This window comes from Trinickia sp. Z7 (assembly GCF_056498045.1).
This window is the reverse complement of record NZ_JAUEQW010000014.1, coordinates 1-23,814: the sequence shown is the minus strand read 5'-3', so window position 1 is coordinate 23,814 and position 23,814 is coordinate 1. Positions and strand designations below refer to the sequence as shown.

Here is a 23,814-nt window from a genome sequence, read left to right as displayed (position 1 = left end):
ATGCTTCGCAAGCTTCATTCAGTGCCCGGATTGATTGCCGCGATCGTACTCACGATCATGGCGCTCTCGGGCACAGTGCTGTCCCTCAACCCTGCCCTCGAGCGTGCGCGCACACCCGCGCTCGCAGGGGGAGCGCTGGATGTCGCAACGCTCGCCTCACGGGTGAACGCGCAGTACCCTTCGCTTGACAAGATCGTGCGGCGGCCGTCGGGCGAAATCGTCGCCTATTACGCTTCCGGCGGCGAGTCCCGCGCTTCCCGAATCGATCCGTCGACTGGGGCGGGCATCGGGCCGTATGTGCCGTCACCCGCGATGCGGTGGGTCACGAACCTGCATCGAAAGTTGCTGCTTGGCGATGCAGGCCGCATCGCGGCCGGTGTTGCCGCAGGCTTCATGTTGTTGCTGGGGACATCGGGTCTCGCGCTCCTTGCTCGGCGCATGGGAGGGTGGCGACATCTTGCCGGTCGAATTCGGGGTAGCGGCCTTCAACGCGTGCATAACGAAATCGCGCGCATCGCCCTCGTTGGACTGATGCTTTCGGCGGCCACTGGACTGATTATGTCCTTGACGACCTTCGGGGTCGTCCCCGAACGACAGACGGCGGAGCTTGCATACCCCGATTATGCGAGCGTGCGCGCACCCCTTCCCGTCGCTCGGCTCACCGCACTCAAAGCCGTAGACGTGACGGCCTTGCGTGAACTCGCGTTCCCTGCACCGCAAAACCCGCACGATGTCTATGCATTGAGCACTTCGAAGGGTTCCGGGTATATCGATCCGTCCTCCGGAACGTGGCTCTCGTGGCAGGACTCCGATAGATGGCAGCGTGTCCATGAAACCGTGCTGATGTTGCACACGGGTGAAGGGATCTGGTGGTTAGCCCTGTTGCTCGGCGTGGAAAGCGCTTCGATTCCGGTGCTTGCCGTAAGCGGGATCTGGTTGTGGGCTCTGCGCCGTCGCGCAATGCCTGATCTGCCCAACAATGCGAGCGTGCGGCGAGCGGATACGGTGATTCTCGTGGGCAGCGAGTCGAACGCGACCTGGGGGTTCGCGACGGCCATTCATCAAGCGCTCACCAGGGCGAATTTTCGGGTGCATACCGCTTCGATGAACGATCTTTCGTCGCGTCACTGCACAGCGCAGCGGCTCATCATTCTGACGTCGACCTACGGGGACGGGAATGCGCCGTCGAACGCAACGCAGTTTCTCCAGAAGCTGGCTCGCATGAAGGTTCCCGCCCAAATGCGATTTGCCGTTCTGGGCTTCGGCGATCGCCAGTTCCCGAGTTTCTGTGGCTTTGCCCGCAAGGTGCAGGAGGCCTTGTGCGCAAAGAGTATGAGTCCCCTGACGGATATCGGGATGGTAGATCGCCAGTCGGAAAGTGAGTTCAGGCAATGGGCGGGCAGATTGAGCGCCGCGCTGGGTGTCGAGATCGAGCCTCATTACCAGCCATCGTTACCAAGGACCATTGCGCTCGAATTGATCGCGCGGAAGGACTATGGGGCCGGGTCCGAGACGTTCACCTCGGTATTGCGCTTCGCCTGCCCACGCAAGGCTGATTCGGCATGGCAAAGACTGATGGGGGCCCGGCTGCCGGCGTTCGAGGCTGGGGATCTCATCGGCATCGTGCCGCCAGGGGACACAGTGCCGAGGTTCTATTCGTTGGCGAGCGGCTCGCAAGACGGCTTCGTCGAGATCTGTGTGCGCAGGCATCCGAACGGATTGTGTTCGGGATACCTGACAAGCCTGCAACCAGGCGACTCGATCGACGCATTCATCCGTACGAATCCCGGTTTCAGGCCCGCGCCCCCTGCCGTCCCGCTCATTCTGGTGGGTGCCGGCACCGGCATCGGCCCGTTTGTGGGATTCATCCGGCAGAACGCGTCGAGGCGCCCGATGCATCTGTATTTCGGCGCCCGGGGGGCCGGCGATTCGTTCCTTTACGAGGATGAGTTGCGTCGCTTCATGGTCACTCGCCAATTGACCACGCTTGCGACCGCGCTGTCGAGCCCGGTGGAAAAAACTTACGTGCAGGATCGACTTCTTCGGGATGCCGTGATGCTTCGTGCGCTTGTTGCCCGAGGGGCGCGCGTCATGGTGTGCGGAAGCAGGGATATGGCAAGAGGGGTCGCGGCCGTGTGGGAGCGGATTCTAGCCGGCTCTGGGGTTACGGTAGGCGACCTGAAATTGAGGGGGGGCTATGTCGAAGATGTCTATTGAGGAAAAGGGAACAGGTGGTCTTCGCCGCCATACGTTCAACGGGGAAACGATGGGTACTCGCTATAGTGCCCAATGTTACGCAGAGCCGGACCTCGATCCCTCATCGCTTGCCGCTGAGCTCGAAATGGCGGTGCAGGCGGTCGACCAAGAAATGTCGAACTGGAAGGCGAACTCGGACCTGACTCGCCTGAACCAGGCGCCGGTCGACGCGTGGTTGCCGATATCCGGCAGCCTCGCAATGGTGCTTGCTCGTGCAGCCGAGATCGGCCGCGAGACCGAGAACGCATTTAACGTCGGCGTGGGCGACCTGGTCGATCAGTGGGGGTTCGGCCCGCAAAGTACTGGTCGCCCCGACGTGCCGCACTTATCGTCACAAAGGCCGCGCGCGCCGGTCGGCGACCTACTCGAGATCGACATCGCAGGAAGTCGCGCTCGCAAGCGGGCGCCGCTGGCGCTCGATTTGTGTGGCATTGCGAAGGGCTTCGGCGTTGATCAACTGGGCCGTATGATGGATCGCAACGGCATTCATTCGTGGCTCGTCGGAATTGACGGCGAGATGCGCGCAAGGGGAACGAAGCCAGCGGGCTCTTCATGGGCACTCGCGATCGAGCGGCCAGCGTACGACCGCAGGGAGCCGTTCGCGGTAATTGAAATTACCGACGTTGCGATTGCGACTTCGGGCGACTATCGGCACTGGAGTGAAACTGGGAGCATGCGAGTCTCACACACGATGGACCCGCGCACAGGGGCGCCTCTGCAAAACGGGATTGCCTCGGTGACTGTGCTGGCAGCTACATGCATGGATGCCGACGCGTATGCAACTGCGCTTATGGTGTTAGGTGATGAACGCGGGGTACAGTTCGCACGCCGAAAAGGATTGGATGCACTTTTTCTGGTGCGTGAGGGTGAGGGTTTGAGGGCAACGGGGACGGGCTGCTTTGCGCAGAGATGACCCGCCGCTTTATCAGCATCGGCAAGGCAATGAGCCGGCTTCTCGGGTCATGTGCGGACGGCATTTTCGTCGGATGGCACTATATCTCGTCAAGAAGGGCGTGGAAACGATGGCGCTGGGCGCGGAGCCATTCGATTAGCTGACGAATCGCTGCCAGAAATTCAAGTACATCGACATCTACCGTATATTTTCGGAGACGTCTGTACGGGTTGGATTCCGTGTATTGAAGGTTGTAACCCAGATCGAACGACTCCCCTTTGATGTTACGAACCAGTGCGCGTTCCATCGTCGTAAAGTGAGTGCCGGGCCAATTGGAAGCATTCGGAAGAGTCGATGGCAAATATCCGGTGGTATACGTTGGTCGCCCACTAGGATGCTCCCGAATCGCAGCCTGCCCTTGCGGCGACATGTTCCATTCTTCTCCCCTGAGGTAGTTCTCCAGGTCGGAGAGTACCGAGTATAGATCGTTTAGCCTCATGGCTAGTGGGCGAGCCAGGACTTGTCTAGCCTGCGAGAGCGACTGGATTTGTCCCGAGTTGGTTACATACGGAGCGAGTCTAGTCCGCAATTGATCGAGGCCGGCGTAATGAAATTGCCGGCACAGGTGCATGATCTGAGTGGCTTCCCGTACCGTCAAGAAGCTGAATATATAGTTGACGAGTTCTTGCGGTAGCATGGCACCCCTTTTTTAGTATGTGCTGTGCGCTTGACGAAGTCCCTACGAGTCCATCACTACCTGATCACCAAAATGTCTCGTAGCCCGGCGATTATGCTTGTCCGTTAAGTTCCGCGCCTCGGTGGATAATACAGCAGACGAGGAGTCGTGCGCACGACTTCGCGATCGAGGTCGGACGCTCACACATGCCGTCCCTCGCGGATCGATAATTGGACCGCTCCGATGCGCTGGTATTTACGGCGCGTCGTTATAAGCAACCCGGCGGGCGTTCCGCGATGGCGAGAAAATCTGCTTATTTCCGGTGGCTTGGCGCGGCCAGAGCAGCCCTTCGGCATCTTGCTCAGAATCGTCGACAGTCTTCCCGTCTGCGCTCCAATTGGCTCATCTGCATATTACTGTCCGCTCCAAACACCGGAGTAAAGGTCATAGACGGTCAAGTGTCGTAGCGCGTCCGTTACCCTTTCTTCCCCCACAGTGTCAAGCAGTCGAGTCGGGATAGAAATCCCGACATGCTCTCCGCCGATCGGGAATATTTCAGCACCACCGCGAAGCAGGCCAAGCCTGCGCTCAACATCACTCAGGGTGATTCCGCGAGTTATCAGTTGAAGGCTCATGATCGCTCACCCGAACCTTCGCGAGGTCCCCGAGCGCTTGTTCCAAGCGACTTTCCAGTTCGACCATAACCCTTTGGCCGCGCACGTCGTAGTGCACGACAAACGTTGCGGGCAGAGGCACATGTTGTCGGCCAAAGTGAATGCGTCCCCGAACGAATGCAACGCTTAGGTTCAGTGCCTCTTCCGTCTCCACATAGTGATTGGCGATCAGGGTATGCTCGGCGGCATCGGTTGCCGTCGACGCATGCCGTCTATCATCCCAAGCTCGGCGAGACGGCGTCCTCGGTCGGAGTGCGGCCAGAAGCGGTCAATCGACAGAGAGGGCTGGATCGTCGACAATCGGACCGACCGCTTTGCTATGGAAGGAAAGAACGAATGGCGAATGATGACTGCACCAGAATAATCCCCAGGAGAACGCCGGAATCAGCGGCCATGTCGGCAAACATCAAACGAGCGATGGCAATCACCGCCGCTCTCAATCGGTTGACGTTTAACGATGCGGATGCAGTCCGTGCCTTGTTCAGTGATCTCATCGGTAAGAAAGTGGACAGCAGCTTTTTACTGATACCACCGTTCTACACAACCGGCGGGACCGATATCGGTATCGGGCGCAATGTATTCGTAAATCAGAATTGCACTTTCTATGACCTTGGCGGAATCGACATTGCCGACGATGTGATGATTGGGCCGAACGTGAGCATCATCACTTCCGGGCATCCCATCGAACCTTCCCAGCGACGTAACGTCGTAATCGCAAAGCCCGTCGTGATTGAGAGAAACGTCTGGATCGCAGCCGGCGCGACCATTATCGGTGGCGTAACCGTTGGCGAGAACTCGGTTGTCGCAGCAGGATCGGTCGTCACCAAGGACGTCCCCCCGAATACGCTTGTCGGTGGAAATCCGGCGAAGTTTATTCGTTCGATTGCTGACTAAGAGGACATCTGCAAGGGGGTGGTTGATCGCCCAAGCGGGGTTATGAAGGTCCGCTCTTGAGAAAGGCGACGGTCCCATGTGGGTCGGACTGCGCCCCCCTGCGATCCCGAGCCACAAGACGGTACCGTCGGTCGGGGTGCATTAAGGTTATGCCTCATGCGTGAAAAACGGGACCCGAGGCGATCGACCTATTGCATCCTGTACTCCCAGTCGGCGCAACACTGCGATGCCTTCAAGAGCGGGCGTCGCGGCGTGCTTGAAGAACCGAACCGCTGAACCACGCAGCGACGGATGGGAAGAACAGCAACACGGTCGCTGCAGCATTGCAGAAATAGAGCACTCCGAGATCGAAACGCAGTTTCAGAATCTGCAAAGTCAGCAGCAGCAACATGCCGAACACCGTGACGATCAGTTGCATCACCTTTGCCCAGTTGCCGCGATATGCGATGCCGGTCAGCAGCACGGCATTGAGCAACTGCCATCCTCCCCATATGACGGACATCATCACTAGGCCGAGATGCTGTTTCGGATTCAAAGGAATGCGACTTGTCAATAAGAACAAGTGCAGCGAATTGTTGAGTTCCCAGAACCAGCCGAACACGAACAGCAAGAATGACAAGCGAGCGGCCCACGGCGCGTTGGCACCGAAAAGCGGAACTCTTTCAGCCAGCCATTGGTACATCGCCGTTACCCTTTGAGCGGATGTCTGCTCTGATTTCGCTCGCGACTGCGCGTGCCGATCGGAGCCTTACTCATTGGATAACGGCGCAACTTGCCGAAATTTAAGGTTAATGTCTCAAGGCGAGTCCATCGGAGTTTCGTCGACCGCTGCTCACCTTCCACGCCATCTGCACAGCAGAGCCATAAACCGGCCGCTTCAGGCTCTCGCCACCACGCCTACATCGGGCTGAGCATCTAGCGCGGGAGATGACCGGATGCACCGTCAAAGCGGACGCGCGCGGCATGGATGTCGGGATAACGACGATCGGCCCAATCGATGAGGGCCGCCATCGGTTCCAACAGGGATTGGCCTAGCGGGGCCAGACGATATTCGACGCTTGGCGGGCTGGTGGGAAAAACATGGCGAGTGACGAGTCCGTCGCGCTCCAGATCGCGGAGTGTCTGCGTAAGCATGCGCTTGGAAATGTCCGGGATGGCTCGGTGAAGCTCACTGAAGCGCTGTGATCGCGTCGCAAGCTCCATGATCATGAGCGTGCTCCATTTGTCGCCGATGCGGTCGAGCACGTCGCGAACCGCGCAGTGTGCGGGCTGGGCGTCGCCCAGTTGACGTTGATATCGGCCGAATCTCTCGATCGCATTCTGGGCGTTGCTCATTCGGGTTCCCTTTAACTCTTCTGGTAACAAAAAACTGCCTCCTTCCGGCGCGAGGCATAGGTCTCTATGATAGACCTGCCCTCAAACAAAGACCTTTGCTCGGGGAACTCCAGCCCCGGAAATGCCGGCGCTTACAGGCAACACTAATTTCAGGAGAAACACATGTTTTTGGTAATGGGAATTACTGGACGCGTAGGCGGCGCAACGGCTCAACATTTGTTGGCGCAAGCCAAGAAAGTCCGGGCGCTGGTCCGCAATCGCGAGAAGGCGACGAAATGGGCGGCTCAAGGCGTCGAGCTGGTCGACGGCGACTGGAATGATGCGGCGGCCGTAGAGAAGGCGCTCGAAGGGGTCGAAGGTGCGTTTGTCATGCTGCCGGCTGTCTGGGCACCGTCGCCTGATTTCAGGGAAGCAAAGAGCGTGATCGCGAACTATGTCGAAGCGCTGACCAAGGCTGCGCCACCTCGGGTGGTGGTGCTGTCGTCGATGGGTGCGAACAGAACCAGCGGGCTGGGAATGATCACGGCCCTGTCGCTGCTGGAACAAGGACTGCGCCACCTGACGTTACCGATTGCCCATATGCGAGCCGGCGGGTTTTTCGAAAACTTCCTTTACGGCTTGCACGTTGCCCAGGGCGGCACGCTACCCGTCTATTACAACCCGACGAGTCGGAAGTCGACCATGATCGCAGCCGACGATATCGGCGCCGAGGCGGCGACGCTGCTGACCGGACCGTCGTGGTCGGGGCATCGCGTCGTCGAGCTTGGCTCGATGGTCAGCGCGGATGAAGTCGCGGCGCAGCTAGGCGAAGTCTTGCAGCGCGACGTCAAGGCCTTCGCCATCCCGCGAGCCGAGTGGACAGCAGCGTTCGAACAGTTCGGCGTCCCGAAGGGCCAGACCGGACCGGCCGAGGAGATGTTCGATGCCGTCAACGCGGGCTGGATGGACCTCGGCGTCGCGGGTACGGAGCACGTCGCGGGCACGACGCCCCCTCGCGATGTCTTTGCGGCGGCCCACAAGGCCACCAAGGCATGAACAGAGCAAGATCGGCCGGCTCGTCGATCAGGCAGCCACACTGATCCGAGGCAGCGCCCTCATTAGAGAAGGTAGAACGAATGTCCAAGATAGCCTGGCGCAAAGTCTTACCTTTGGTTCTTGCCGCTTTCTTCGTCGTGGGATCGCTCAGCAACATCGTCGCCCCGCGATCCATCTTTGAGGAATACCTGAAGTGGGGATATCCGCACTGGTTCCATTTCGTGACTGGTTCGCTGGAACTCATGACCGCCATTTTGCTGGTGCGAGCACGGACGCGGATGTGGGGCTCGGCGCTCGGCTGCACCGTGATGTTGGCTGCGCTGGCAACAGTCACAGTCCACGGCGAATACGGACATGGGGTGGCGCCACTCGTCGTGGCGACACTTTCGGTCGTTGTCGGCTGGATTGATGGGCGCAAGCGGCTCGCTGCCGGTTCTATAGCGGCAGGCTAAACCTTACCTCACCCGGCTCTTCAAGAGCTTAAGGGTATGCTGGAAGTGCGATTACCAACCAGCTTGGAGGCGAGCAGCAACAGTCGACGGCGAGCCAATTCGGCCTCGAGCGAACAGTGAACTAGCGCGCGCAAATCGACGACAATCGCGTCTCTGAAGTCTCACCCGTATTCGTTCGGTGTGACTTCTCGCCTGTCGGACCCGATGGCCGGCTTAAATCCACTGGTCGTTTTCGACAGTTCGCTCGCCTGCTGCGCCGTCGCCCGTATTCACCACACCTCGCGGCTCGATGAGCAGCAACTTAACTTCCGCGATTGCATGCGGCTTGTGCTCGACGCCCTTCGGCACCACGCCCAACTGCCCAGCACGCAATACGATCGAACCGTCGCCCGACGGCCCCGCACGAAAATCGATACGTAACTCGCCTTCGAGCACGATGAACGCTTCGTCGGTATCGGCATGCCGGTGCCACTGGAAGTCGCCTTCGAGCTTCACGACCTTGAATTGATAATCGTTCAGTTCGGCGACGACGCGCGGCTGCCAGTGGCCGCTGATCTGTGCGATCTTGCCGATCAGATCGATGGTCTGGCACTGGCCGCGGGTGACCGGCGCGGTGGGATAGTTCGAGGATTGAGACATCGTTCTCTCCGTTCAAAGATTGATGCGTTGAGGGTACGCATGCTCCTTGCGGCCGTATTGAACGATCGTGGGTTTTCAGCCGCGCTGGATGCCGCCCGCGACCTGGAGCCAGCGTCCAGGCGTGAGTCCAAAGGCTTTCGAGAAGTGCCGCGTCATGTGACTCTGATCGGCAAAACCCGTGGCTGCGGCAGCGTGAGCGAGCGAGGAGCCTGCGAGCAGCATGTGGCGCACTGCATCGAGGCGACGCATGATCAGATACCGGTACGGGCTCGTGCCGTAGAACGTGCGAAAGTCGTGCGACAGGCTCCAGCGATCACGGCCCGTCGCCGCTTCAAGTTCGTCGAGCGTGACAATGCGCTCGCAGTTCGTGTGCAGATAGTCGCGTGCGCGCCGCGCGGCGAGGAAGTCGCCTTTAGCTGTTCGTGCAGGGGTACCGGCTACTGCGGCAAGGGCATTCGCTAATTCGGCAAGCGCATCGCTCTGCTCGAGCGGCTCGAGCGTATAGCCGACGTGCTGCAGCAACGTCGCCGTAGCAACCGCAAGGCGCGGATCGGTCGTCACACCGCCTTCGAGGAACGGTAGCGCTCGCCCACCGAGTACGTCCTGAATAAGTGCGGGTTCCACGTAGATCATCCGGTATCGGAACCCTTCCTCGGTGCCCGCCTGACCATCGTGAGGCTCGTCGGGATGCAGTACGAGCGTGTTGCCGGGCAGGCTGTTTCGCTGGCTGCGCCGATAGTTGAAACGCTGGACGCCAGCGAGCGTGCGGCCGATCGCATAGGTGTCGTGGCGGTGCATGGCATATGCGCTACCGCGAAACCATGCTTCGATGCGCTCGACGCCTTCTATCGGCGCGGCGTGCTTGACCCAGTCGGAGGACAAAACCGGTGTTTTTCGGTTCATGATGCATGACCCTTGGTGGCCTGGCGTATCGCGGTGCGGCATGGGCGTTCGGGCGCGGCGATCTGCGCGTAGCACATCATGTGTGCTTTTTCTCACGGGGCAGGCGTACGGAGAACACCGTTTCTCTCTCGTCCGAGCGCGCTTCGATCCCACCCCCGTGAGCCTTGGCAATCTCGCGCGCGATATACAGCCCGAGCCCCAGACTGCCGTCGGCCGTTCTGTCCTGATGATTCGGGCCTCGCTGGAGCGGATCGAAGATGCGCTCCAGCGTTGAGCGCTCAATGGCGGGCCCGCTGTTCTTCACCTCCAGGCAGACCTGCGCTTCATTACTAGTCGCCGAGACACGCACCGGCGTGTCTGGCGCTCCATACTTGATTGCATTTAGAACCAGGTTGCCGAGTAATTGCTGCAGACGGCGGCCGTCCCACATACCTTGGCAGTCGCCCGCTACGTCCAGATCGATCTGGCGGTCGGGATGCACTGCTCGCAGCAGGTCCAGCTCATCGGCCACGTGTTTTGCCAGGTCTGTCTCCGTCGGCGCGACATTGATGCCCAGCCCCAGCTTGATGCGATTGAAATCGAGCATGTCGTCCAGCAGCGCCTGCATGCGAGCGCCGCTTCTGATCAAGCGGGACGCGGCTACCGATACCTTCTCCCCGGCGTTCAGCGCCGCGAGATACGAAGCGGTCATCTGGATGGTCTGCAGCGGGCTGCGCATATCGTGCCCCAGCATGCCAAGCAACAGATTGCGGGCCTGTTCCACTTGCGCGCTGAAAAAGCTGATCGATTCGGCAATTGCCTGATCGATGGCCTCGTTGAACCGTATGACGTCATCCAGACGGGGGACGTCGTGCCGACACTCATCCATCCACAAGCGAAGTACGCTGGCGCGCAGCGCGCGGTACTCCGCGGCCAATTGGTTGATGTCGAAGCCGCTCCGCGCGCGCAGAAGCGCGTGCGTTTGTGCCGCGGTCTCCGACGAACCTTCGAGTTGGGGCGCCTGCCCGATCGATTTCTCGAACTGGGCTTCCGGGGTCTGGAAGGTGGACAAGTCTTGCGCTATGGCCTCCAGTATCTGTTGCGCATGGTCGCGCAAGGCCAGTGACCGCATGTTCGCCGCGGCTGGCAACAGCGTGCCGGCAAACGCTTCCCACTGCGCCAGAATGGTATCCATGTCACGCACGATGAAGTCGGCCAGTCGCATGGTTCCCCCGACGGATGGAAAAGACGTTGCAGAACGCATCTTTGCGGAATGCAGACCCAAAAGCAAACAATTACTTGCTCGGGTCCGCCGATTGCTGGTGGTATGGCACTTGGAGAACATAATGCCTACCCCAAACGCCGTGCGCTTGCTCATCGCGGACGACGACACGAGCGTGTTGGAAGCATACGTGTCGTTCTTCGACGCTCAGGGTTACGAAACCCGGGCAACCGGAAATGGGGCGGATGCGCTCGCGCAGTACCGGGGATGGCATCCGGACGCTGTCGTTCTCGATGTTCAGATGCCCGGTATGGACGGTCGCGCGGTAGCGAGGGAGATACGGCGTCTACGATTCGCGCCGCTCCCGCTGCTGGTGGCAGTGACCGCTCTGACATCGCCCGCCGACCAGGCCGAATCCATCAACTCCGGGTTCGACTACCATTTTGTCAAGCCCGCGGACTTGCCGGGCGTTCACGCTGCGATAGTGTCGCGCGTTTCCCCAGGCACCGCGGACCACTCATAATATCGGCTCGGCGGCCAGCGACGCCACCGAGGAAAAGAGCATCGCAAAGAAAGCCGGATTTCGTTGAATTCGCCAGTTTCGCGTAAACTGCGCCGAATGCCCGCGCGCTAATGTGTCAGCCATCGATTAGCGGCGGTCGCTGCCGGAAGCAATCAACTTGAGAAGCGGAGTAAGGATGGGCAAGCAAGGCTTCACCACAAGCATCGTTCACGGCGACAGAACCATGGGCACCGAGCACGGCGGCGTGCATCAACCGATTCATACGTCCGTGCAATATGGTTTCGAGCGCGTCGAGGATCTGATCGGCGTGTTCCAGGGCACGAAGAAGGGCGGCTTCAACTACGCACGGCAGGGCACGCCCACGACAGCTGCGCTGGAACGCAAGGTCACGAGCCTCGAAGAAGGCATCGGCACGGTTTGCTTCGGAACCGGCATGGCCGCGATCACGGCGACGTTTCTCACGCTCCTGCGCGCGGGCGATCACCTCGTGTCGAGCCGCTACGTATTTGGCAACACCAACAGCTTGTTCGGCACATTACGGTTGCTCGGCATCGAAGTCACGACCGTCGACGCGTGCGACGTCGAAAACGTGAAGCGCGCGATCCGACCCAATACGCGCATGACGTTCGTCGAAACCATCGCGAATCCGGGCACGCAGATTCCCGACCTGCAGGGTATCGGCGAGGTATGCCGTGAGCGCGGCATCGCGTATGTCGTCGACAACACGATAACCTCGCCCGCCTTGTTCAAGCCGAAAGCCGTGGGCGCAAGCCTCGTGATCAATTCCCTGACCAAGACGATCGCGGGCCATGGCGCCGCGCTCGGCGGTGCGGTGACCGATACCGGCCTGTTCGATTGGAGCGCCTATCCGAATATCGCCGACGACTACCGGCGTTCGGCGGCCAAGGATCAAGGGCTCTTGCAGATTCGCAAGAAGGGCCTGCGCGACATGGGGGCGACATTGGCGTCGGAGCAGGCCCATACCATCGCACTGGGCGCGGAAACGCTCGCCTTGCGCGTGAAGCAGAGCAGCGACAATGCGCTCGCGCTCGCGCAGTTCCTCGAAGGGCACGAAGCCGTCGGCAAGGTGTTCTATCCGGGCCTGAAGAGCCATCCGCAATACGAGGTTGCGCAGGCGCTATTCAAGGGCGCGTCGTGGCTGTTGTCGTTCGAATTGCGCAACGCGGAGCGCATGATCGAATTCGTCAATGCGCTCGAACTGCCGATAAAGGCGACTGGGCTCGCCGATACCCGCACGTTGATCATCCCCGTCGCGCCGACGATCTTTTTCGAGGCGGGGCCTGAAACGCGCAAGGCGATGGGCATCTCCGACGGCATGCTGCGACTGTCCGCCGGCATCGAGGATACCGACGATCTAATCGCAGATTTCGCGCAAGCGCTGAAGCTCGCGGCGTAAGGGTGGTGAGGCTGGGATCGGCGTCATTCGAACGCTGGGCGGTGTATCCGTGGTTGCGCCGCCTGCACCGCTGCGCGATGCCGGTGCTACGCCTCACCCGTCAACGTCTCATCCACGTCGATATCGATATCGAGCAGCGCCATGCTCAACGACTTGCCGTGCGCATCGAGCGCGAGTGAACGCGTCACCCCTCCGCCGAGCGCGCGGCCAAGCACGAAATTGAAGGCGTGCAGATTCGGCAGTTCGTAGCGCACGACCTCGCCCTTTACGACTTCTGCAAGATGCGCCTTCACGCGCTCGGGCGTGAGCTGCACGCGCAACTGCGCATAGTGCTTCGCGTCAAAGCAAATCACCGATACGTTGAGCGTGTCGCCCTTGTCGCCGGTGCGCCCGTGCGCCAGTTCACGCAGTTTCATCGCTTGCCTCCACGAATTCGAACACTGGTTTCACCTGTTCGCGCGCAAGCAGCACGGACTGCACCGCGATCACTTCGCGCGTCGCCTTGGTCACGCCGCCGCCCCCCGCGGGGCCATTCGTATAGAGCGTTTCAACCTCGTCGCCGATGCGCGCCGCAGCGCGCGCAGTCGCGGCCCGGCCCGCCACGCGAAGGCGGACCTCATATGGCTCGGCGTGCCGCGACGCGATCGCGTCGCCATAAAGCGAGTTCACGCCAATGAGGTCGAAGCGCAACTCGGTCGCGTCGATCCCCGTAATCGCAAGGCGTTCGCGCACGATGTCGAGCGCGAGCCGCGCGCGCGCCACGGCGCCGGGGCCTCCATAAGAAATCTGTCCTTCGCCGATGTAGCCATCCAGGTACGCAACCGACGTCTTCAACGTGCCGGTGCGGGCCGCGCCGCGGCCGCCTGTCACGCGCACGCGGTCCTTCGCCTCCTGCGTCACCTGCACTTGCGTGAAATCCGCGACGACATCCGGCTGAAAGTAACGCGCCGGATCGTGGATCTCGTAGAGCAGCTGCTCCTTGCACGTCGCCTCGGTCACGCAGCCGCCGGCGTGGGGCACCTTCGTCACGACGATCGCGCCGTCCGCGCTCACTTCACCGATCGGAAAACCCAGCCGCGCGAGATCGCCGACCTCCTTGTAGCCCGGATCGGCAAAATACCCACCCGTCACTTGCCCCGCGCATTCGAGCAAATGGCCGATGGCGGTCGCTTGACCGAGCGAAGTCCAGTCGTCCATCTTCCAGCCGAACTCGTGAATGAGCGGCGCGGTGAACAGGGATGGGTCCGCCACACGCCCGGTCAGCACGACGTCGGCGCCCGCCGCGAGGGCTGCGACGATCGGCGCCGCGCCGAGGTATGCGTTCGCCGAGACGATTCTGTCGGCGTACGCGCGCACATCGTCACCGGACTCCTCGAAGCGCAGGGTCGAGCGCCGGACGATATCGAACACGTCGTCGCCGGTGACGGCTGCTACCTTCAGACCGTGCAGGCCGAGTTCTCGCGCGATTTGCGCCGTTCTCGACGCCGCTGCGCGCGGATTGGCCGCGCCCATGTTCGAGACGATGCGCACGCCGCGCTTCACCGCGACAGGCAGAACGGCGCGCATACGCGCTTCCAGCAACGGATCGAAGCCCGCGCTCGAATCGTTGCGCCGCGCTTGCTGGGCAATGGCGATCGTGCGTTCGGCCAGGCACTCGAACACGAGATAGTCCAATGCTCCGTGCTCGGCCAGTTCGACGGCAGGCTCGATGCGGTCGCCCGAGTAGCCCGCGCCCGCGCCTATTCGGATCGTATCTTTCATGGCGTCATCCCTGCGATTACAGTGCAAACACACCCAGCATGACGGACGCGATCGTCATCACGATGGATGCGCCGAACAGTAGCGGAAACGTAAACTTCTGATGGTCGGCGAGATCGATGCCGCACAGACCGACAACGAGAAACGTCGCGGGCGTAAGCGGGCTCACCGGAAAACCCGTCGTCATTTGACCGAGCAGTGCGGCCTGCCCGACATGCACCGCGGGCACGCCCAACTGCGATGCCACTTCGGCAATGACCGGCAACACGCCGAAGTAGAACGAATCGGGATCGAACAGCATCGAGAGCGGCATCGACAACATACCGAGCACGACCGGAATGTGTCCCGCCATCGAAGGCGGAACGAAGCCCACCGCCGCCTGGGCCATTGCCTTGAGCATGCCACTGCCCTGCATGATGCCGGTGAACACGCCTGCCGCGAGCAGAATGCCCGCCATCATCAGCGCAGCCCGCGCATGGGCGTCGATGCGCTTGCGCTGCATGTCCACGTTCGGGTAGTTGACCATCAGCGCGATGCATAGGCCGACCATGAACATGATGGCAGGCGGGATCTTCTCGTCCATCAGTACCATCGTGCCCAGCACGACGAGGGTCAGGGCGATGTTGAACCAGAAGTTCTTCGGGCGGCGCAGCGCCTGTTCCTCGGGCGTGAGCTTGCGCTCGGGCATCGGGATCGCGCCGTTCGCGCTCGAGTAGCCAAGCCGCTTCTCCTCGCGACGGCCGAGCCACCACGCCATACCGAAGACGAACACGAGGCCGATCGCCTGCACCGGAATCAGCGGGTTGAACAGCGCCGAAATCGGTAGATGCAGCGACGCGGACGCGCGGATCATCGGTCCGGTCCACGGCAAGAAGTTGATGCCCGCCGCCATGGAAACTGCAGCCGCGAGCACGCGCTTGTCCATGTTCAGGCGCTCGTAGAGCGGCAGCATCGCGGGGATCGTGACGAGGAAGCACACCGCGCCGGATCCATCGAGGTGGATCAGCAGCGCGAGCAGCGTCGTGCCCATGACGATGCGCGTCGGCCGGGTGCCGACCGCGCGAAGGATGCGGTCGATGATCGGATCGAGGGTGCCCGCATCCGTGATCGTGCCGAAATAGAGAATGGCGAACACGAACATGCCGACGACGGGCGCGAGATTCTTCAAACCGAGGATGACGAACTTGCTGGTCTGCAAGCCGAAGCCGCCGATCAGCGATGCCGCGATCGGCACGATGATGAGCGCAACGAGCGGCGACATGCGCTTCGAAAGAATCGCCGTCAGGAGAACGGCGATGGTGGCCAGGCCGAGCAACGGCAACATGAACTTGTCTCCGAATCTTGTTTTTTGATGTCGTTCACAGTATGTTCGAGGCAGCAATTACGCAATTGAAATAATTTGATCGCAGCTATCACGGGTTGTAATGGATCTGAATCTACGCGACATTCGCGCATTGATCGCCGTGGCCGAGGCGGGAAACTTCACGCGTGCGGCGGAGCGGTTGCACCTGTCGCAGCCGGCGCTGACCGTTCAGATACGCAGGCTGGAGGAAGCCCTCGGCGCGCGGCTGTTCGATCGCAACAGCCGCAACGTGGCGCTGACGCCAACCGGGCGCGAACTGTTGCCGCTGTTGCGCAAATCACTGCTCGACATGGACGCCGTGCTGCGCGATGCGCGTGCGATGGGTGTCGGAGAAAGCGGCACGATTCGTCTCGCGTGTTTGCCCACGTTTGCGGCGAGCGCGTTGCCCGAGCTCATCATCGAAATGAAGCGCGATGTGCCCCGCGTCGCGTTTCAGATTCGCGACGTCGTGGCGGCAACCGTGAATGCGCTTGTGCGCAACGAGGAAGCGGATATCGGATTGACGGGCGGGGAGGTGCACGACCCGATGCTCGAGGTGCTGCATACGGGTGTGGATCGGCTCGTCGTCGTTTGTCCCCGGGCGCATCCGTTGGCCAGGAAGCGCCGCGTCGGCCTGAGCGATCTGGCGCACGCATCGCTGGTGCTGACTGCGACGGGCACGAGCGTACGCGCGGTGGTCGATGCGGCATTGAGCGAAACAAGACACGCGCTGGATATCGCGTGCGAACCGACTTACATGATGACCGCCGTGGCGATGGTGCGCGGGGGGCTGGGCGTGACCATCTTGCCCGAGACCGCGCGGGAGGTGCGCGCGGAACCGGGACTCGTCGTCAGGGCGATCGACCATCCGGCGTTCGTGCGGTCGATCGCGATCGTGAAGAAGATAGGTAGAACGTTGCCCGCGATCACCGACAAATTCGTGAACCTGATGAGTCGAGGCTTGGGGTCTCGATAACATCGCGCGGCTCGGGTCGAGCCGACCGTGGGCGATGTCCTCATGCGAGTTCGCCGGGATGTTCGAGTCCGAGGTGCGCGCAACCTGCGCAAGATTTAACTCAGACGCGGCGCCAAGCGTTCCACCGTCGGTTGCATGGGGTCGCTGCTCGAACGCAACAAAGGTCCTACATGCCGCTATCGGTCGACAGCACTTTGCCATCCCAAACGCTTTCGTCTTTCAAGCCGACGCCCGTGAGCCGGCGTGTGCGTGCAGCCTCCAGCAGGTGTGCAAGCTTGAAAGCCGCGGCGTCGTAGTCCAACCCTTCCGGACGCACATTCGATATGCAGTTGCGCTGTGCATCGGTGCGCCCGACGCGCGGCCGATAGGTCAAATAAACCCCGAGGCTGGCCGGTGAACTGAGGCCCGGCCGTTCGCCGATCAGCACAGCGACCATATCGGCGTTCATCAATTCGCCGATGGCGTCGCCAATGGCTACGCGCGCCTGCGTAGCAACCACGATCGGGCCGAACTGCCACCCCGCCAGCCGTGCGACGGTCCTGTCGATGAACGGCAGTGCGTGCGATGCCGCCGCTTTGGCGGACAGCCCGTCGGCAATGACGAAGACCAGATCGGGCCGCACGGAATCGGACGCCGCGCGCTGCGCGAGATATGCCGCACTCGGGGCATCGAGCATGCGCCCGAGATCAGGGCGACGCAAATATTGTTCGCGGCTTTGCGCGGCGCTGTGTACTTCTATCGAAGCGAGGGCTCTGCTTTCGATTTCGCGCATGAGCGCTTCCGTGTCGAGCGGTGCATGCACGGCGTCTCGCGCTTGCGCGTGAGCCAGCGTGAACGCAAGGAGCGGCGCGGTGGGCAGGCTCGCGCCGGCGCGCCCGAGTGCGATGCGGGCGTCGGTGAATCGACGCAACGCGGTCCAAGCGTTTTCCTCGACTGCCCGGATTGGCCTATTGATAGGGTCCACGTCTTCTTTCATCATGATTCGATCCAATCGAGACGCAAGGGTATGCGCGATCGGTGCTGAATTTGGCCGAATGCATCGGTGATTTGCATCGCCTCGAGCCAGGCTTCGAACTCCGGCGCCCGCTTCAAATCGAGCAAGCGTCGTACATAAAGCGCATCGTGGAACGAAGTGCTTTGATAGTTGAGCATGATGTCGTCCGCGCCGGGCACGCCCATGATGAAGTTGACGTTGGCGGTCCCGAGCAAGGTCAACAGCGTGTCCATGTCGTCCTGATCTGCTTCGGCATGATTCGTGTAGCAGATATCGCAGCCCATCGGCACGCCGAGCAGCTTCCCGCAGAAGTGATCCTCGAGGCCAGCGCGGATGATCTGCTTGCCATCGTAGAGATACTCCGGGCCGATGAAACCGACGACGGTATTCGTGAGGAACGGGTTGAATTTACGGGCGACGGCATAGGCTCTGGCCTCGCAGGTTTGTTGGTCGACGCCGTGATGCGCATTCGCGGATAGCGCGCTGCCTTGACCGGTCTCGAAGTACATCACGTTGTTCCCGATCGTGCCGCGGTTCAACGAAAGGCCCGCGTCATAGGCTTCGGCGAGGAGCGACAACGTGATGCCGAAGCCCGCATTCGCTCGTTCCGTGCCCGCGATCGATTGAAAAATCAGGTCCACGGGCGCTCCGGCTTCGATCGCCGCGAGGGTATTGGTTACGTGTGTCAGCACGCAGGTTTGCGTAGGGACCGCGTACGCTTGGCGGAATTCGTCCGTCATCTCGAGCAGCGCCGTAATGGCGGCGAGCGAATCGGATGCCGGATTGATTCCGATCACCGCATCGCCGCAGCCGTACAACAGGCCGTCGATCATCGACGCAGCGATGCCTTTGATGTCGTCCGTAGGGTGATTCGGCTGGAGACGCACCGACAGATGGCCCGGCAGCCCCACCGTGTTTCGGAAGCGCGTCACCACGGGCCGCTTGCGTGCGGCGAGGATCAGGTCTTGATTGCGCATCAGCTTCGACACGGCGGCGATCATCTCCGGCGTGATCCCGGGGGCGACGCGTTCGAGCATTGCGCCATCGCTCGTATCTGCCAGCAGCCATTCGCGGAACTCGCCCACCGTCAGATGGGCGATGGGTGCGAAGGCCTCGGCGTTGTGATCGTCGACGATGAGGCGAGTGACCTCGTCGTCTTCGTAGGGGATGACGGCTTCGTCGAGAAATGCTTTGAGCGGCACCGCGGCCAGCGCCATCTTCGCCGCGGCGCGTTCTTCCTCGGATGCGGCGGCGAGGCCGGCGAGTTCGTCGCCGGAGCGGCGAGGGCTTGCCTTGGCAAGCAGCGTGGAAAGGCCGTCGAAGCAATAGCGACGCGGGCCGATCGTTTCACGAAAGTTCATGCAGGCACCCTCGCTCGCGGGGAAGTGAAAGCACTATACGCCGTTGCCGGCTACGGTTCGTTGACGCTGCCATCGCCCCTGCGATCGGCCCGCGCTCCGCCGAATGCGAGGGCCGTCGACGCGTAAATACGTCTGAAAATCGCTCGTTTTCTGCCCGTTCGCAGTCAGTACGTGTTCAATAACCCGCTTGCATTGTGAGCGAGCGAACACGTCGTGAACTACCCCAGCCTGCCGCGTGCCTCATTCGGCGCATTGCCGTCTCAAAGAAAGCGCGCCATCCGTCTGAAGTTCGGCGAGCAACCCAAGCACGCCGAGCAGCTCGAAGACCTACTGCTGCCGCAACGCGTCGATATCCGGGAGAGCCTGTTCGGCGGCATCGACGGCTGTGTGTCGTGCCTCTCGGCTAGTGCCGGCATCCCGTTGACCGCGGTGATCGGGCTACCGGTGTCGGTCCAGTTGCTGACGGATCAAGGCGCTTTGCATGCGATCAACGGCATCGTAGTCGATGCGCGCGAGGGCGAGTGCGATGGTTCCTTCGCGGCATATCAGATCCTGATCCGGGATGCGCTGTCCCTGCTGGAGGGGCGCATCAATACGCGAGTCTTTCGCCGAATGAGCGTGTTGGACGTCATCCACACGCTTGTCACGGAGTGGCGGCAAACCAGCACCGTGCTTGCCGGCGCCTTTTATCTCGATATCTCGAAGGTCGATGCCGCGAGGTTGCCCGCGAGGGAGCAGACGGTTCAGTTCGACGAATCGGACGCTGCGTTCATTCGGCGGCTCTGCCGGCGCGAGGGCATCGGCTGGTTCGTGCGGGCGGGCGAGCGCGGACAAAAGCAACCGGGTGCAGCCGGCGACACGGCCCATACGCTGGTGCTTTACGACAATTCGATCAAGCTGCGGCAGTCGGCGCTCGGCTCGGTCGTTTACCGGCCCGACGCGACCATCGGCGAGCGCGACGCAGTCACATTGCTCTGTACGGCCCGGCAGTTGGTGCCGGGGTCGATACGGCGCTTTAGTTGGGACTACACGCCCGGCCGGATGGATCGCATCCAAGGCGCGACGCGCGTCGATCAGGGTAACGCGGGCAATGACCTCGGCCGGTTGCTGATGGATTCGCGCATCGACGCGCCGCATATTGCCGACTCTTGGGCCGACTACGATCGCATCGGTACGGCGCGCGTGAAGTCCCACGGCGCGCGTGCGGTTCGAATCGACGGCGCGAGCGGCGTCCGCAATCTGGCGGTGGGCGAATGGATCGAAGTCACGGGGCAGGGTCCTTTCGATCGTTTGTCGAAAAATCCGCTTCGAATCACGGTCGCCAGTTTGCATCATCGCGCCGAGAACAATCTGCCGAAGGCGTTGAACGAGCGCGCGCAGGCGCTGTTCACGGCCAGCCGGTGGTCGTTCGATGCGCCACCGGTGTCGGTGGACACGCCCGATCGGCCCACTGTCTTTGGCGATTCGGCGCAAAGCCGATATGAAAACACGTTCAGCGGCGTACCGCGCGATATGCCGCTTATTCCCTCCTACGATCCGCACGTCGACTTGCCCCGCGTGTATCCGATTCCCGGCATCGTCGTAACCACTGAGGGGGAGGAGGTCTATTGCAACGAGCGGGGGCAAATCAAAGTTCAACTGCAGGGGCTGGATCGGAAAGACCACGAGCATGCGAACGGCGCGGGCGCGAGCGGCACGCACGACGACAGTGCCTGGGTGCGGGTGCTGACGGGCTTGGCGGGGGAGGACTTCGGTGAAAATTGGCTGCCGCGCAAAGGGATGGAGGTATTGCTCGACTTCCTCGGCGGCGACCCCGACAAGATGTACGTGGCCGGCGTGTTTCATAACGGGCCGCATATGCCGGCAACGTTCAGCCATGCGGGCGCGCTGCCGGGTAATCGCTACGTGTCGGGGGTGAAGACCCGCGAAGTGAAGGGACGACGGTACAACCAACTGCGGCTCGACGATACGCCTGGGCAGATCAGCGTCCAACTGGCAACGGAGCATGCGGCCAGCGAAGTCAATCTGGGGTATCTGACGCACCCGCGAACCAACGGCGTGGGCGAGGCGCGTGGCGAGGGGGCGGAACTGCGCACGGATGCGGCGGCGGCGCTGCGGGCCGCGAAGGGCATTTTGCTGACCACCTACGCGCGTAACAAAGCGCACGGGCATCAGCTCGATCGCGATGAGTTGGACCGGTTGCTCGGCGAATGCGAGGAACTGTTCAAATCGCTAGGGGAGTATGCGGGGGCGCATGGCGGTGAGTCTACGGACGTGGCAGGGCAACGGGCACTCGCGGAAGCATTCAAAGGCTGGCAAGCGGCAAGCCCGGACGAGATCGGCTCGTCGAGGGAAAGTCCTCACGCGTTGATGGCGTTCGGCGCCCAGGCGGGTGCGATCCACGTCACACCGAAGACCCATCTCACGTATGCGGGCGAGAACATCGACCAAGTAGCGCGCCAACACGTGCAGGTGGCGAGCGATCAGAAGATCAGTCTGCAGGCCGGGCAAGGGCTCGCCCTATATGCGCAAGCCGACGGCGTCTCGGCCGTCGCCAATCACGGCAAAGTCAAGCTGCAAAGCCAAGCCGACGATACCCAAATCGATTCCGCGAAGAACATAAAGATCACGGCGGCCGGCGGCAAGCTCGCGGGTGCGGCAAGCGACGAAGTGGTGTTCGTCACGTCCGGCGGCGCCTATCTAAAGCTGCACGGCGGAAACATCGAATTGGGGTGCCCCGGCAGCTTCACGGTGAAGGCTGCCGGTCATCACTGGGACGGACCCGCAAGCATGAAGGTAGATCTGCCGACGTTCGACGCAGGCTCGACGGGACGGGTACCGCAATGGATTCGAGCTTCGGATGGCGTGCCCGTCGGCGGGTACGAGGGCGAGGTTCTCAAGGCGACCGGCAACCTGGTCGAGGGGGAATCCGATCCGCAAGGCAAGTTGTCGCGCATCCGCGGTGAGCGCTTCGAACCGCTGATGGTCAATTTCTTCAAGAACGAGAAGTAAGAGAACGAGAACCGACCCATGACCGATTCTTCTTCGAATACGCCGCGCGTGCTCGTAAGCAGCACGCGGGGGGTGATGTTGTTCGATCCGGATACGCCGCTCATTTGCGTGAAGCAACTGCCGTTGCCCGGCATCGTCATCTTCGTGCACGGCGTGAATTCGGACGGCGAATGGTATTCCGCGTCGGAGGAGGGGTTGTGTCGCGGTTTGAACGCGCGGCTTGGGCGTAAAGATGACCAGCTGAAATATACGGGCATTGCTGCCGGGCAACTCTCGCCCGCTCAGTACATCGAGAGCGTGACGGCGGATGGGTACATCAACCCGGAGATGACCTCCAAGAGTTGCGTCAAGCCGGACGCGTCGTTTTCGCCCGTCATCCACTTCCGTTGGGGATACAAAGCCAATAAAGACGAATTGAAGCGTTACGGTTCGAACATCTTTCTGAACGAGCAAAACTACTGGGGCGGCGGCCCGTTCGCCAATGGCACCTCGAGCCTTCCCGACTTGTGGCACGAAGGGCTGAACGACACGCTCTTTCTTTGGATCACCGTGCAGCACTTGAACTCCGTGCCGGCTCGGAAGGTGTATCAATGCCCGCCACGCGGGTACATGGTGCTGGCCGCGTTGCGCCTCGCCAAGCTGATCGAATCGATTCGCCGAAGGCAGGCCGACACACTGGTTACGGTGGTTTGCCACAGTCAGGGCAACATGGTCGGTATGGCCGCTGCGTTCCTCGGCGAGCGGCTTGCCGAGGTGACCGACCCGTTCGGAGCGAGTGGCCGGTGCGTTGCCGATACGTATGTGCTCTTCAATCCCCCCTATAGCCTCGTGCCCGGTATCGGGACCGATTCTTGGGCGCAGCGTGGCATCAAGGATCGGAGTGGCCGCCGAGGACGAGAGAGCTATGTGGCACGCGCCGAGACGCTGAAGGCTTACTTCGAGATCTTGCGTGAGCGCGCGGCCCATGAGCCGAGTGCGGCTAAGCTCGATGAGGAAATGGCGAACACGCGCACGTCCGAAAGCGGCGGCGCGGCCTACAACGCGGGCGACGATCGCACCGCGCATGGGTTGAACGGCCAGACGTACGGGCGCGTCACGCTCTATTGCTGCCCGCATGACCAAGTCATTTCGGCTGAAACCGTGCAAGGCATCGGCTGGCGTGGGTTGAGCGACAAGGAGCGCGCCGATACGCATGCCGACGGGGTGTTTTCGCAGCGAGTGTTCTCGTCTGGGTTCGAGGTGGGCCGTAGCGGCGTGTATTACCACTACTGGGACGATGACTGGCGCAGCGGCAAGAACAAAAAGGAAGGGTTTTGGTTTCCGGCTTCGCCCGCCGTGCGGTTCCCGTTGGACCGGGGGCTGCGGGCGGGCATGAATCCGCTGCCGCAGATCATGACCTTGGCCACTGCGCCGGTTCTTTATCTGGTCAACGTATTCACGCGGATACCGGTGAATGCTAGCCCCGATCCCGATT

At 61.5% G+C, this 23,814-nt stretch carries 20 protein-coding genes; 10 read left to right on the top strand and 10 right to left on the bottom strand.

Annotated elements, in window-relative coordinates; genetic code table 11:
- The 3 genes from QQS38_RS20695 (at position 1) to QQS38_RS20685 (ending at position 5,392) form a co-directional block, all read left to right on the top strand.
- Entirely contained in the window at positions 1 to 2,217 is a 2,217-nt protein-coding gene (locus QQS38_RS20695) for a PepSY domain-containing protein (protein ID WP_479647227.1), read from the top strand.
- Positions 2,198 to 3,169, top strand: a complete 972-nt coding sequence (locus tag QQS38_RS20690; protein WP_479647226.1) for an FAD:protein FMN transferase — start codon at positions 2,198 to 2,200, stop codon at positions 3,167 to 3,169. Before QQS38_RS20695 ends, QQS38_RS20690 begins: the two co-directional genes overlap by 20 nt.
- Before the next feature lie 1,665 nt (positions 3,170 to 4,834).
- A complete protein-coding gene (locus QQS38_RS20685) occupies positions 4,835 to 5,392 on the top strand; it encodes a sugar O-acetyltransferase (protein ID WP_479647225.1) in 558 nt (185 codons plus the stop codon).
- A gap of 232 nt (positions 5,393 to 5,624) precedes the next feature.
- On the opposite strand, the gene QQS38_RS20680 is transcribed toward QQS38_RS20685, so the two are convergent.
- Positions 5,625 to 6,074: a hypothetical protein gene (locus tag QQS38_RS20680; protein WP_479647224.1), complete on the bottom strand. Its 450-nt coding sequence runs from the start codon at positions 6,072 to 6,074 to the stop codon at positions 5,625 to 5,627.
- A 233-nt stretch (positions 6,075 to 6,307) separates the two neighbouring features.
- On the bottom strand, positions 6,308 to 6,757 hold the full coding sequence (locus QQS38_RS20675) for a winged helix-turn-helix transcriptional regulator (RefSeq protein ID WP_479647223.1): 450 nt from the start codon (positions 6,755 to 6,757) through the stop codon (positions 6,308 to 6,310).
- Positions 6,758 to 6,889: 132 nt separating this feature from the next.
- On the opposite strand from QQS38_RS20675, the gene QQS38_RS20670 reads away from it, so the two are divergent.
- The gene (locus tag QQS38_RS20670; RefSeq protein WP_479647222.1) at positions 6,890 to 7,762 is read left to right on the top strand and encodes an NmrA family NAD(P)-binding protein; all 873 of its coding nucleotides are present in this window, start codon (positions 6,890 to 6,892) and stop codon (positions 7,760 to 7,762) included.
- 80 nt (positions 7,763 to 7,842) lie between these two features.
- A complete protein-coding gene (locus QQS38_RS20665; protein ID WP_479647221.1) occupies positions 7,843 to 8,214 on the top strand; it encodes a DoxX family protein in 372 nt (123 codons plus the stop codon).
- Positions 8,215 to 8,427: 213 nt separating this feature from the next.
- Here the strand turns inward: QQS38_RS20665 and QQS38_RS20660 are convergent, their stop codons facing one another.
- From QQS38_RS20660 to QQS38_RS20650, 3 genes are all read right to left on the bottom strand, one after another.
- Positions 8,428 to 8,853, bottom strand: coding sequence for a cupin domain-containing protein (locus tag QQS38_RS20660; RefSeq protein WP_479647220.1), 426 nt, complete (start codon positions 8,851 to 8,853; stop codon positions 8,428 to 8,430).
- 75 nt (positions 8,854 to 8,928) lie between these two features.
- Positions 8,929 to 9,756: an AraC family transcriptional regulator gene (locus QQS38_RS20655; protein WP_479647219.1), complete on the bottom strand. Its 828-nt coding sequence runs from the start codon at positions 9,754 to 9,756 to the stop codon at positions 8,929 to 8,931.
- Between the two features lie 76 nt (positions 9,757 to 9,832).
- Positions 9,833 to 10,960 (bottom strand): ATP-binding protein, encoded by a 1,128-nt coding sequence (locus QQS38_RS20650; RefSeq protein WP_479647218.1) that lies wholly within the window; start codon positions 10,958 to 10,960, stop codon positions 9,833 to 9,835.
- Between the two features lie 121 nt (positions 10,961 to 11,081).
- On the opposite strand from QQS38_RS20650, the gene QQS38_RS20645 reads away from it, so the two are divergent.
- Positions 11,082 to 11,480 (top strand): response regulator, encoded by a 399-nt coding sequence (locus QQS38_RS20645; RefSeq protein ID WP_479647217.1) that lies wholly within the window; start codon positions 11,082 to 11,084, stop codon positions 11,478 to 11,480.
- A 175-nt stretch (positions 11,481 to 11,655) separates the two neighbouring features.
- A complete protein-coding gene (locus tag QQS38_RS20640; protein WP_479647216.1) occupies positions 11,656 to 12,897 on the top strand; it encodes a cystathionine gamma-synthase family protein in 1,242 nt (413 codons plus the stop codon).
- An 86-nt stretch (positions 12,898 to 12,983) separates the two neighbouring features.
- Here the strand turns inward: QQS38_RS20640 and QQS38_RS20635 are convergent, their stop codons facing one another.
- Genes QQS38_RS20635 through QQS38_RS20625 form a run of 3 tightly spaced genes read right to left on the bottom strand, consistent with a single transcriptional unit; the run spans position 12,984 to position 15,979 of the window.
- The gene (locus QQS38_RS20635) at positions 12,984 to 13,313 is read right to left on the bottom strand and encodes an AtuA-related protein (protein WP_479647215.1); all 330 of its coding nucleotides are present in this window, start codon (positions 13,311 to 13,313) and stop codon (positions 12,984 to 12,986) included.
- Positions 13,300 to 14,658: an acyclic terpene utilization AtuA family protein gene (locus QQS38_RS20630; RefSeq protein ID WP_479647214.1), complete on the bottom strand. Its 1,359-nt coding sequence runs from the start codon at positions 14,656 to 14,658 to the stop codon at positions 13,300 to 13,302. Before QQS38_RS20630 ends, QQS38_RS20635 begins: the two co-directional genes overlap by 14 nt.
- A gap of 16 nt (positions 14,659 to 14,674) precedes the next feature.
- Positions 14,675 to 15,979 (bottom strand): CitMHS family transporter, encoded by a 1,305-nt coding sequence (locus QQS38_RS20625; RefSeq protein ID WP_479647213.1) that lies wholly within the window; start codon positions 15,977 to 15,979, stop codon positions 14,675 to 14,677.
- A gap of 100 nt (positions 15,980 to 16,079) precedes the next feature.
- On the opposite strand from QQS38_RS20625, the gene QQS38_RS20620 reads away from it, so the two are divergent.
- Complete coding sequence (locus QQS38_RS20620) at positions 16,080 to 16,973, top strand: LysR family transcriptional regulator (RefSeq protein WP_479647212.1); 894 nt, start codon at positions 16,080 to 16,082, stop codon at positions 16,971 to 16,973.
- Positions 16,974 to 17,139: 166 nt separating this feature from the next.
- Here the strand turns inward: QQS38_RS20620 and eutC are convergent, their stop codons facing one another.
- Both eutC and QQS38_RS20610 read right to left on the bottom strand, forming a co-directional pair.
- A complete protein-coding gene (gene eutC, locus QQS38_RS20615) occupies positions 17,140 to 17,952 on the bottom strand; it encodes an ethanolamine ammonia-lyase subunit EutC (RefSeq protein ID WP_479647211.1) in 813 nt (270 codons plus the stop codon).
- Positions 17,949 to 19,328, bottom strand: coding sequence for an ethanolamine ammonia-lyase subunit EutB (locus tag QQS38_RS20610; RefSeq protein WP_479647210.1), 1,380 nt, complete (start codon positions 19,326 to 19,328; stop codon positions 17,949 to 17,951). Before QQS38_RS20610 ends, eutC begins: the two co-directional genes overlap by 4 nt.
- 213 nt (positions 19,329 to 19,541) lie before the next feature.
- On the opposite strand from QQS38_RS20610, the gene QQS38_RS20605 reads away from it, so the two are divergent.
- Complete coding sequence (locus QQS38_RS20605) at positions 19,542 to 22,340, top strand: type VI secretion system Vgr family protein (protein WP_479647209.1); 2,799 nt, start codon at positions 19,542 to 19,544, stop codon at positions 22,338 to 22,340.
- A gap of 18 nt (positions 22,341 to 22,358) precedes the next feature.
- Positions 22,359 to 23,814, top strand: a 1,456-nt coding sequence (locus tag QQS38_RS20600) for a T6SS effector phospholipase Tle3 domain-containing protein (protein WP_479647208.1), incomplete at its 3' end; no start/stop codon positions are given.

Excerpts from the sequence above, each read along its gene's own strand:
- QQS38_RS20695 (WP_479647227.1), top strand. The coding sequence starts at position 1 with ATGCTTCGCAAGCTTCATTCAGTGCCCGGATTGATTGCCGCGATCGTA.
- QQS38_RS20690 (WP_479647226.1), top strand. The coding sequence starts at position 2,198 with ATGTCGAAGATGTCTATTGAGGAAAAGGGAACAGGTGGTCTTCGCCGC.
- QQS38_RS20685 (WP_479647225.1), top strand. The coding sequence starts at position 4,835 with ATGGCGAATGATGACTGCACCAGAATAATCCCCAGGAGAACGCCGGAA.
- QQS38_RS20680 (WP_479647224.1), bottom strand. The coding sequence starts at position 6,074 with ATGTACCAATGGCTGGCTGAAAGAGTTCCGCTTTTCGGTGCCAACGCG.
- QQS38_RS20670 (WP_479647222.1), top strand. The coding sequence starts at position 6,890 with ATGTTTTTGGTAATGGGAATTACTGGACGCGTAGGCGGCGCAACGGCT.
- QQS38_RS20665 (WP_479647221.1), top strand. The coding sequence starts at position 7,843 with ATGTCCAAGATAGCCTGGCGCAAAGTCTTACCTTTGGTTCTTGCCGCT.
- QQS38_RS20660 (WP_479647220.1), bottom strand. The coding sequence starts at position 8,853 with ATGTCTCAATCCTCGAACTATCCCACCGCGCCGGTCACCCGCGGCCAG.
- QQS38_RS20655 (WP_479647219.1), bottom strand. The coding sequence starts at position 9,756 with ATGAACCGAAAAACACCGGTTTTGTCCTCCGACTGGGTCAAGCACGCC.
- QQS38_RS20650 (WP_479647218.1), bottom strand. The coding sequence starts at position 10,960 with ATGCGACTGGCCGACTTCATCGTGCGTGACATGGATACCATTCTGGCG.
- QQS38_RS20645 (WP_479647217.1), top strand. The coding sequence starts at position 11,082 with ATGCCTACCCCAAACGCCGTGCGCTTGCTCATCGCGGACGACGACACG.
- QQS38_RS20640 (WP_479647216.1), top strand. The coding sequence starts at position 11,656 with ATGGGCAAGCAAGGCTTCACCACAAGCATCGTTCACGGCGACAGAACC.
- QQS38_RS20635 (WP_479647215.1), bottom strand. The coding sequence starts at position 13,313 with ATGAAACTGCGTGAACTGGCGCACGGGCGCACCGGCGACAAGGGCGAC.
- QQS38_RS20630 (WP_479647214.1), bottom strand. The coding sequence starts at position 14,658 with ATGAAAGATACGATCCGAATAGGCGCGGGCGCGGGCTACTCGGGCGAC.
- QQS38_RS20625 (WP_479647213.1), bottom strand. The coding sequence starts at position 15,979 with ATGTTGCCGTTGCTCGGCCTGGCCACCATCGCCGTTCTCCTGACGGCG.
- QQS38_RS20620 (WP_479647212.1), top strand. The coding sequence starts at position 16,080 with ATGGATCTGAATCTACGCGACATTCGCGCATTGATCGCCGTGGCCGAG.
- eutC (WP_479647211.1), bottom strand. The coding sequence starts at position 17,952 with ATGATGAAAGAAGACGTGGACCCTATCAATAGGCCAATCCGGGCAGTC.
- QQS38_RS20610 (WP_479647210.1), bottom strand. The coding sequence starts at position 19,328 with ATGAACTTTCGTGAAACGATCGGCCCGCGTCGCTATTGCTTCGACGGC.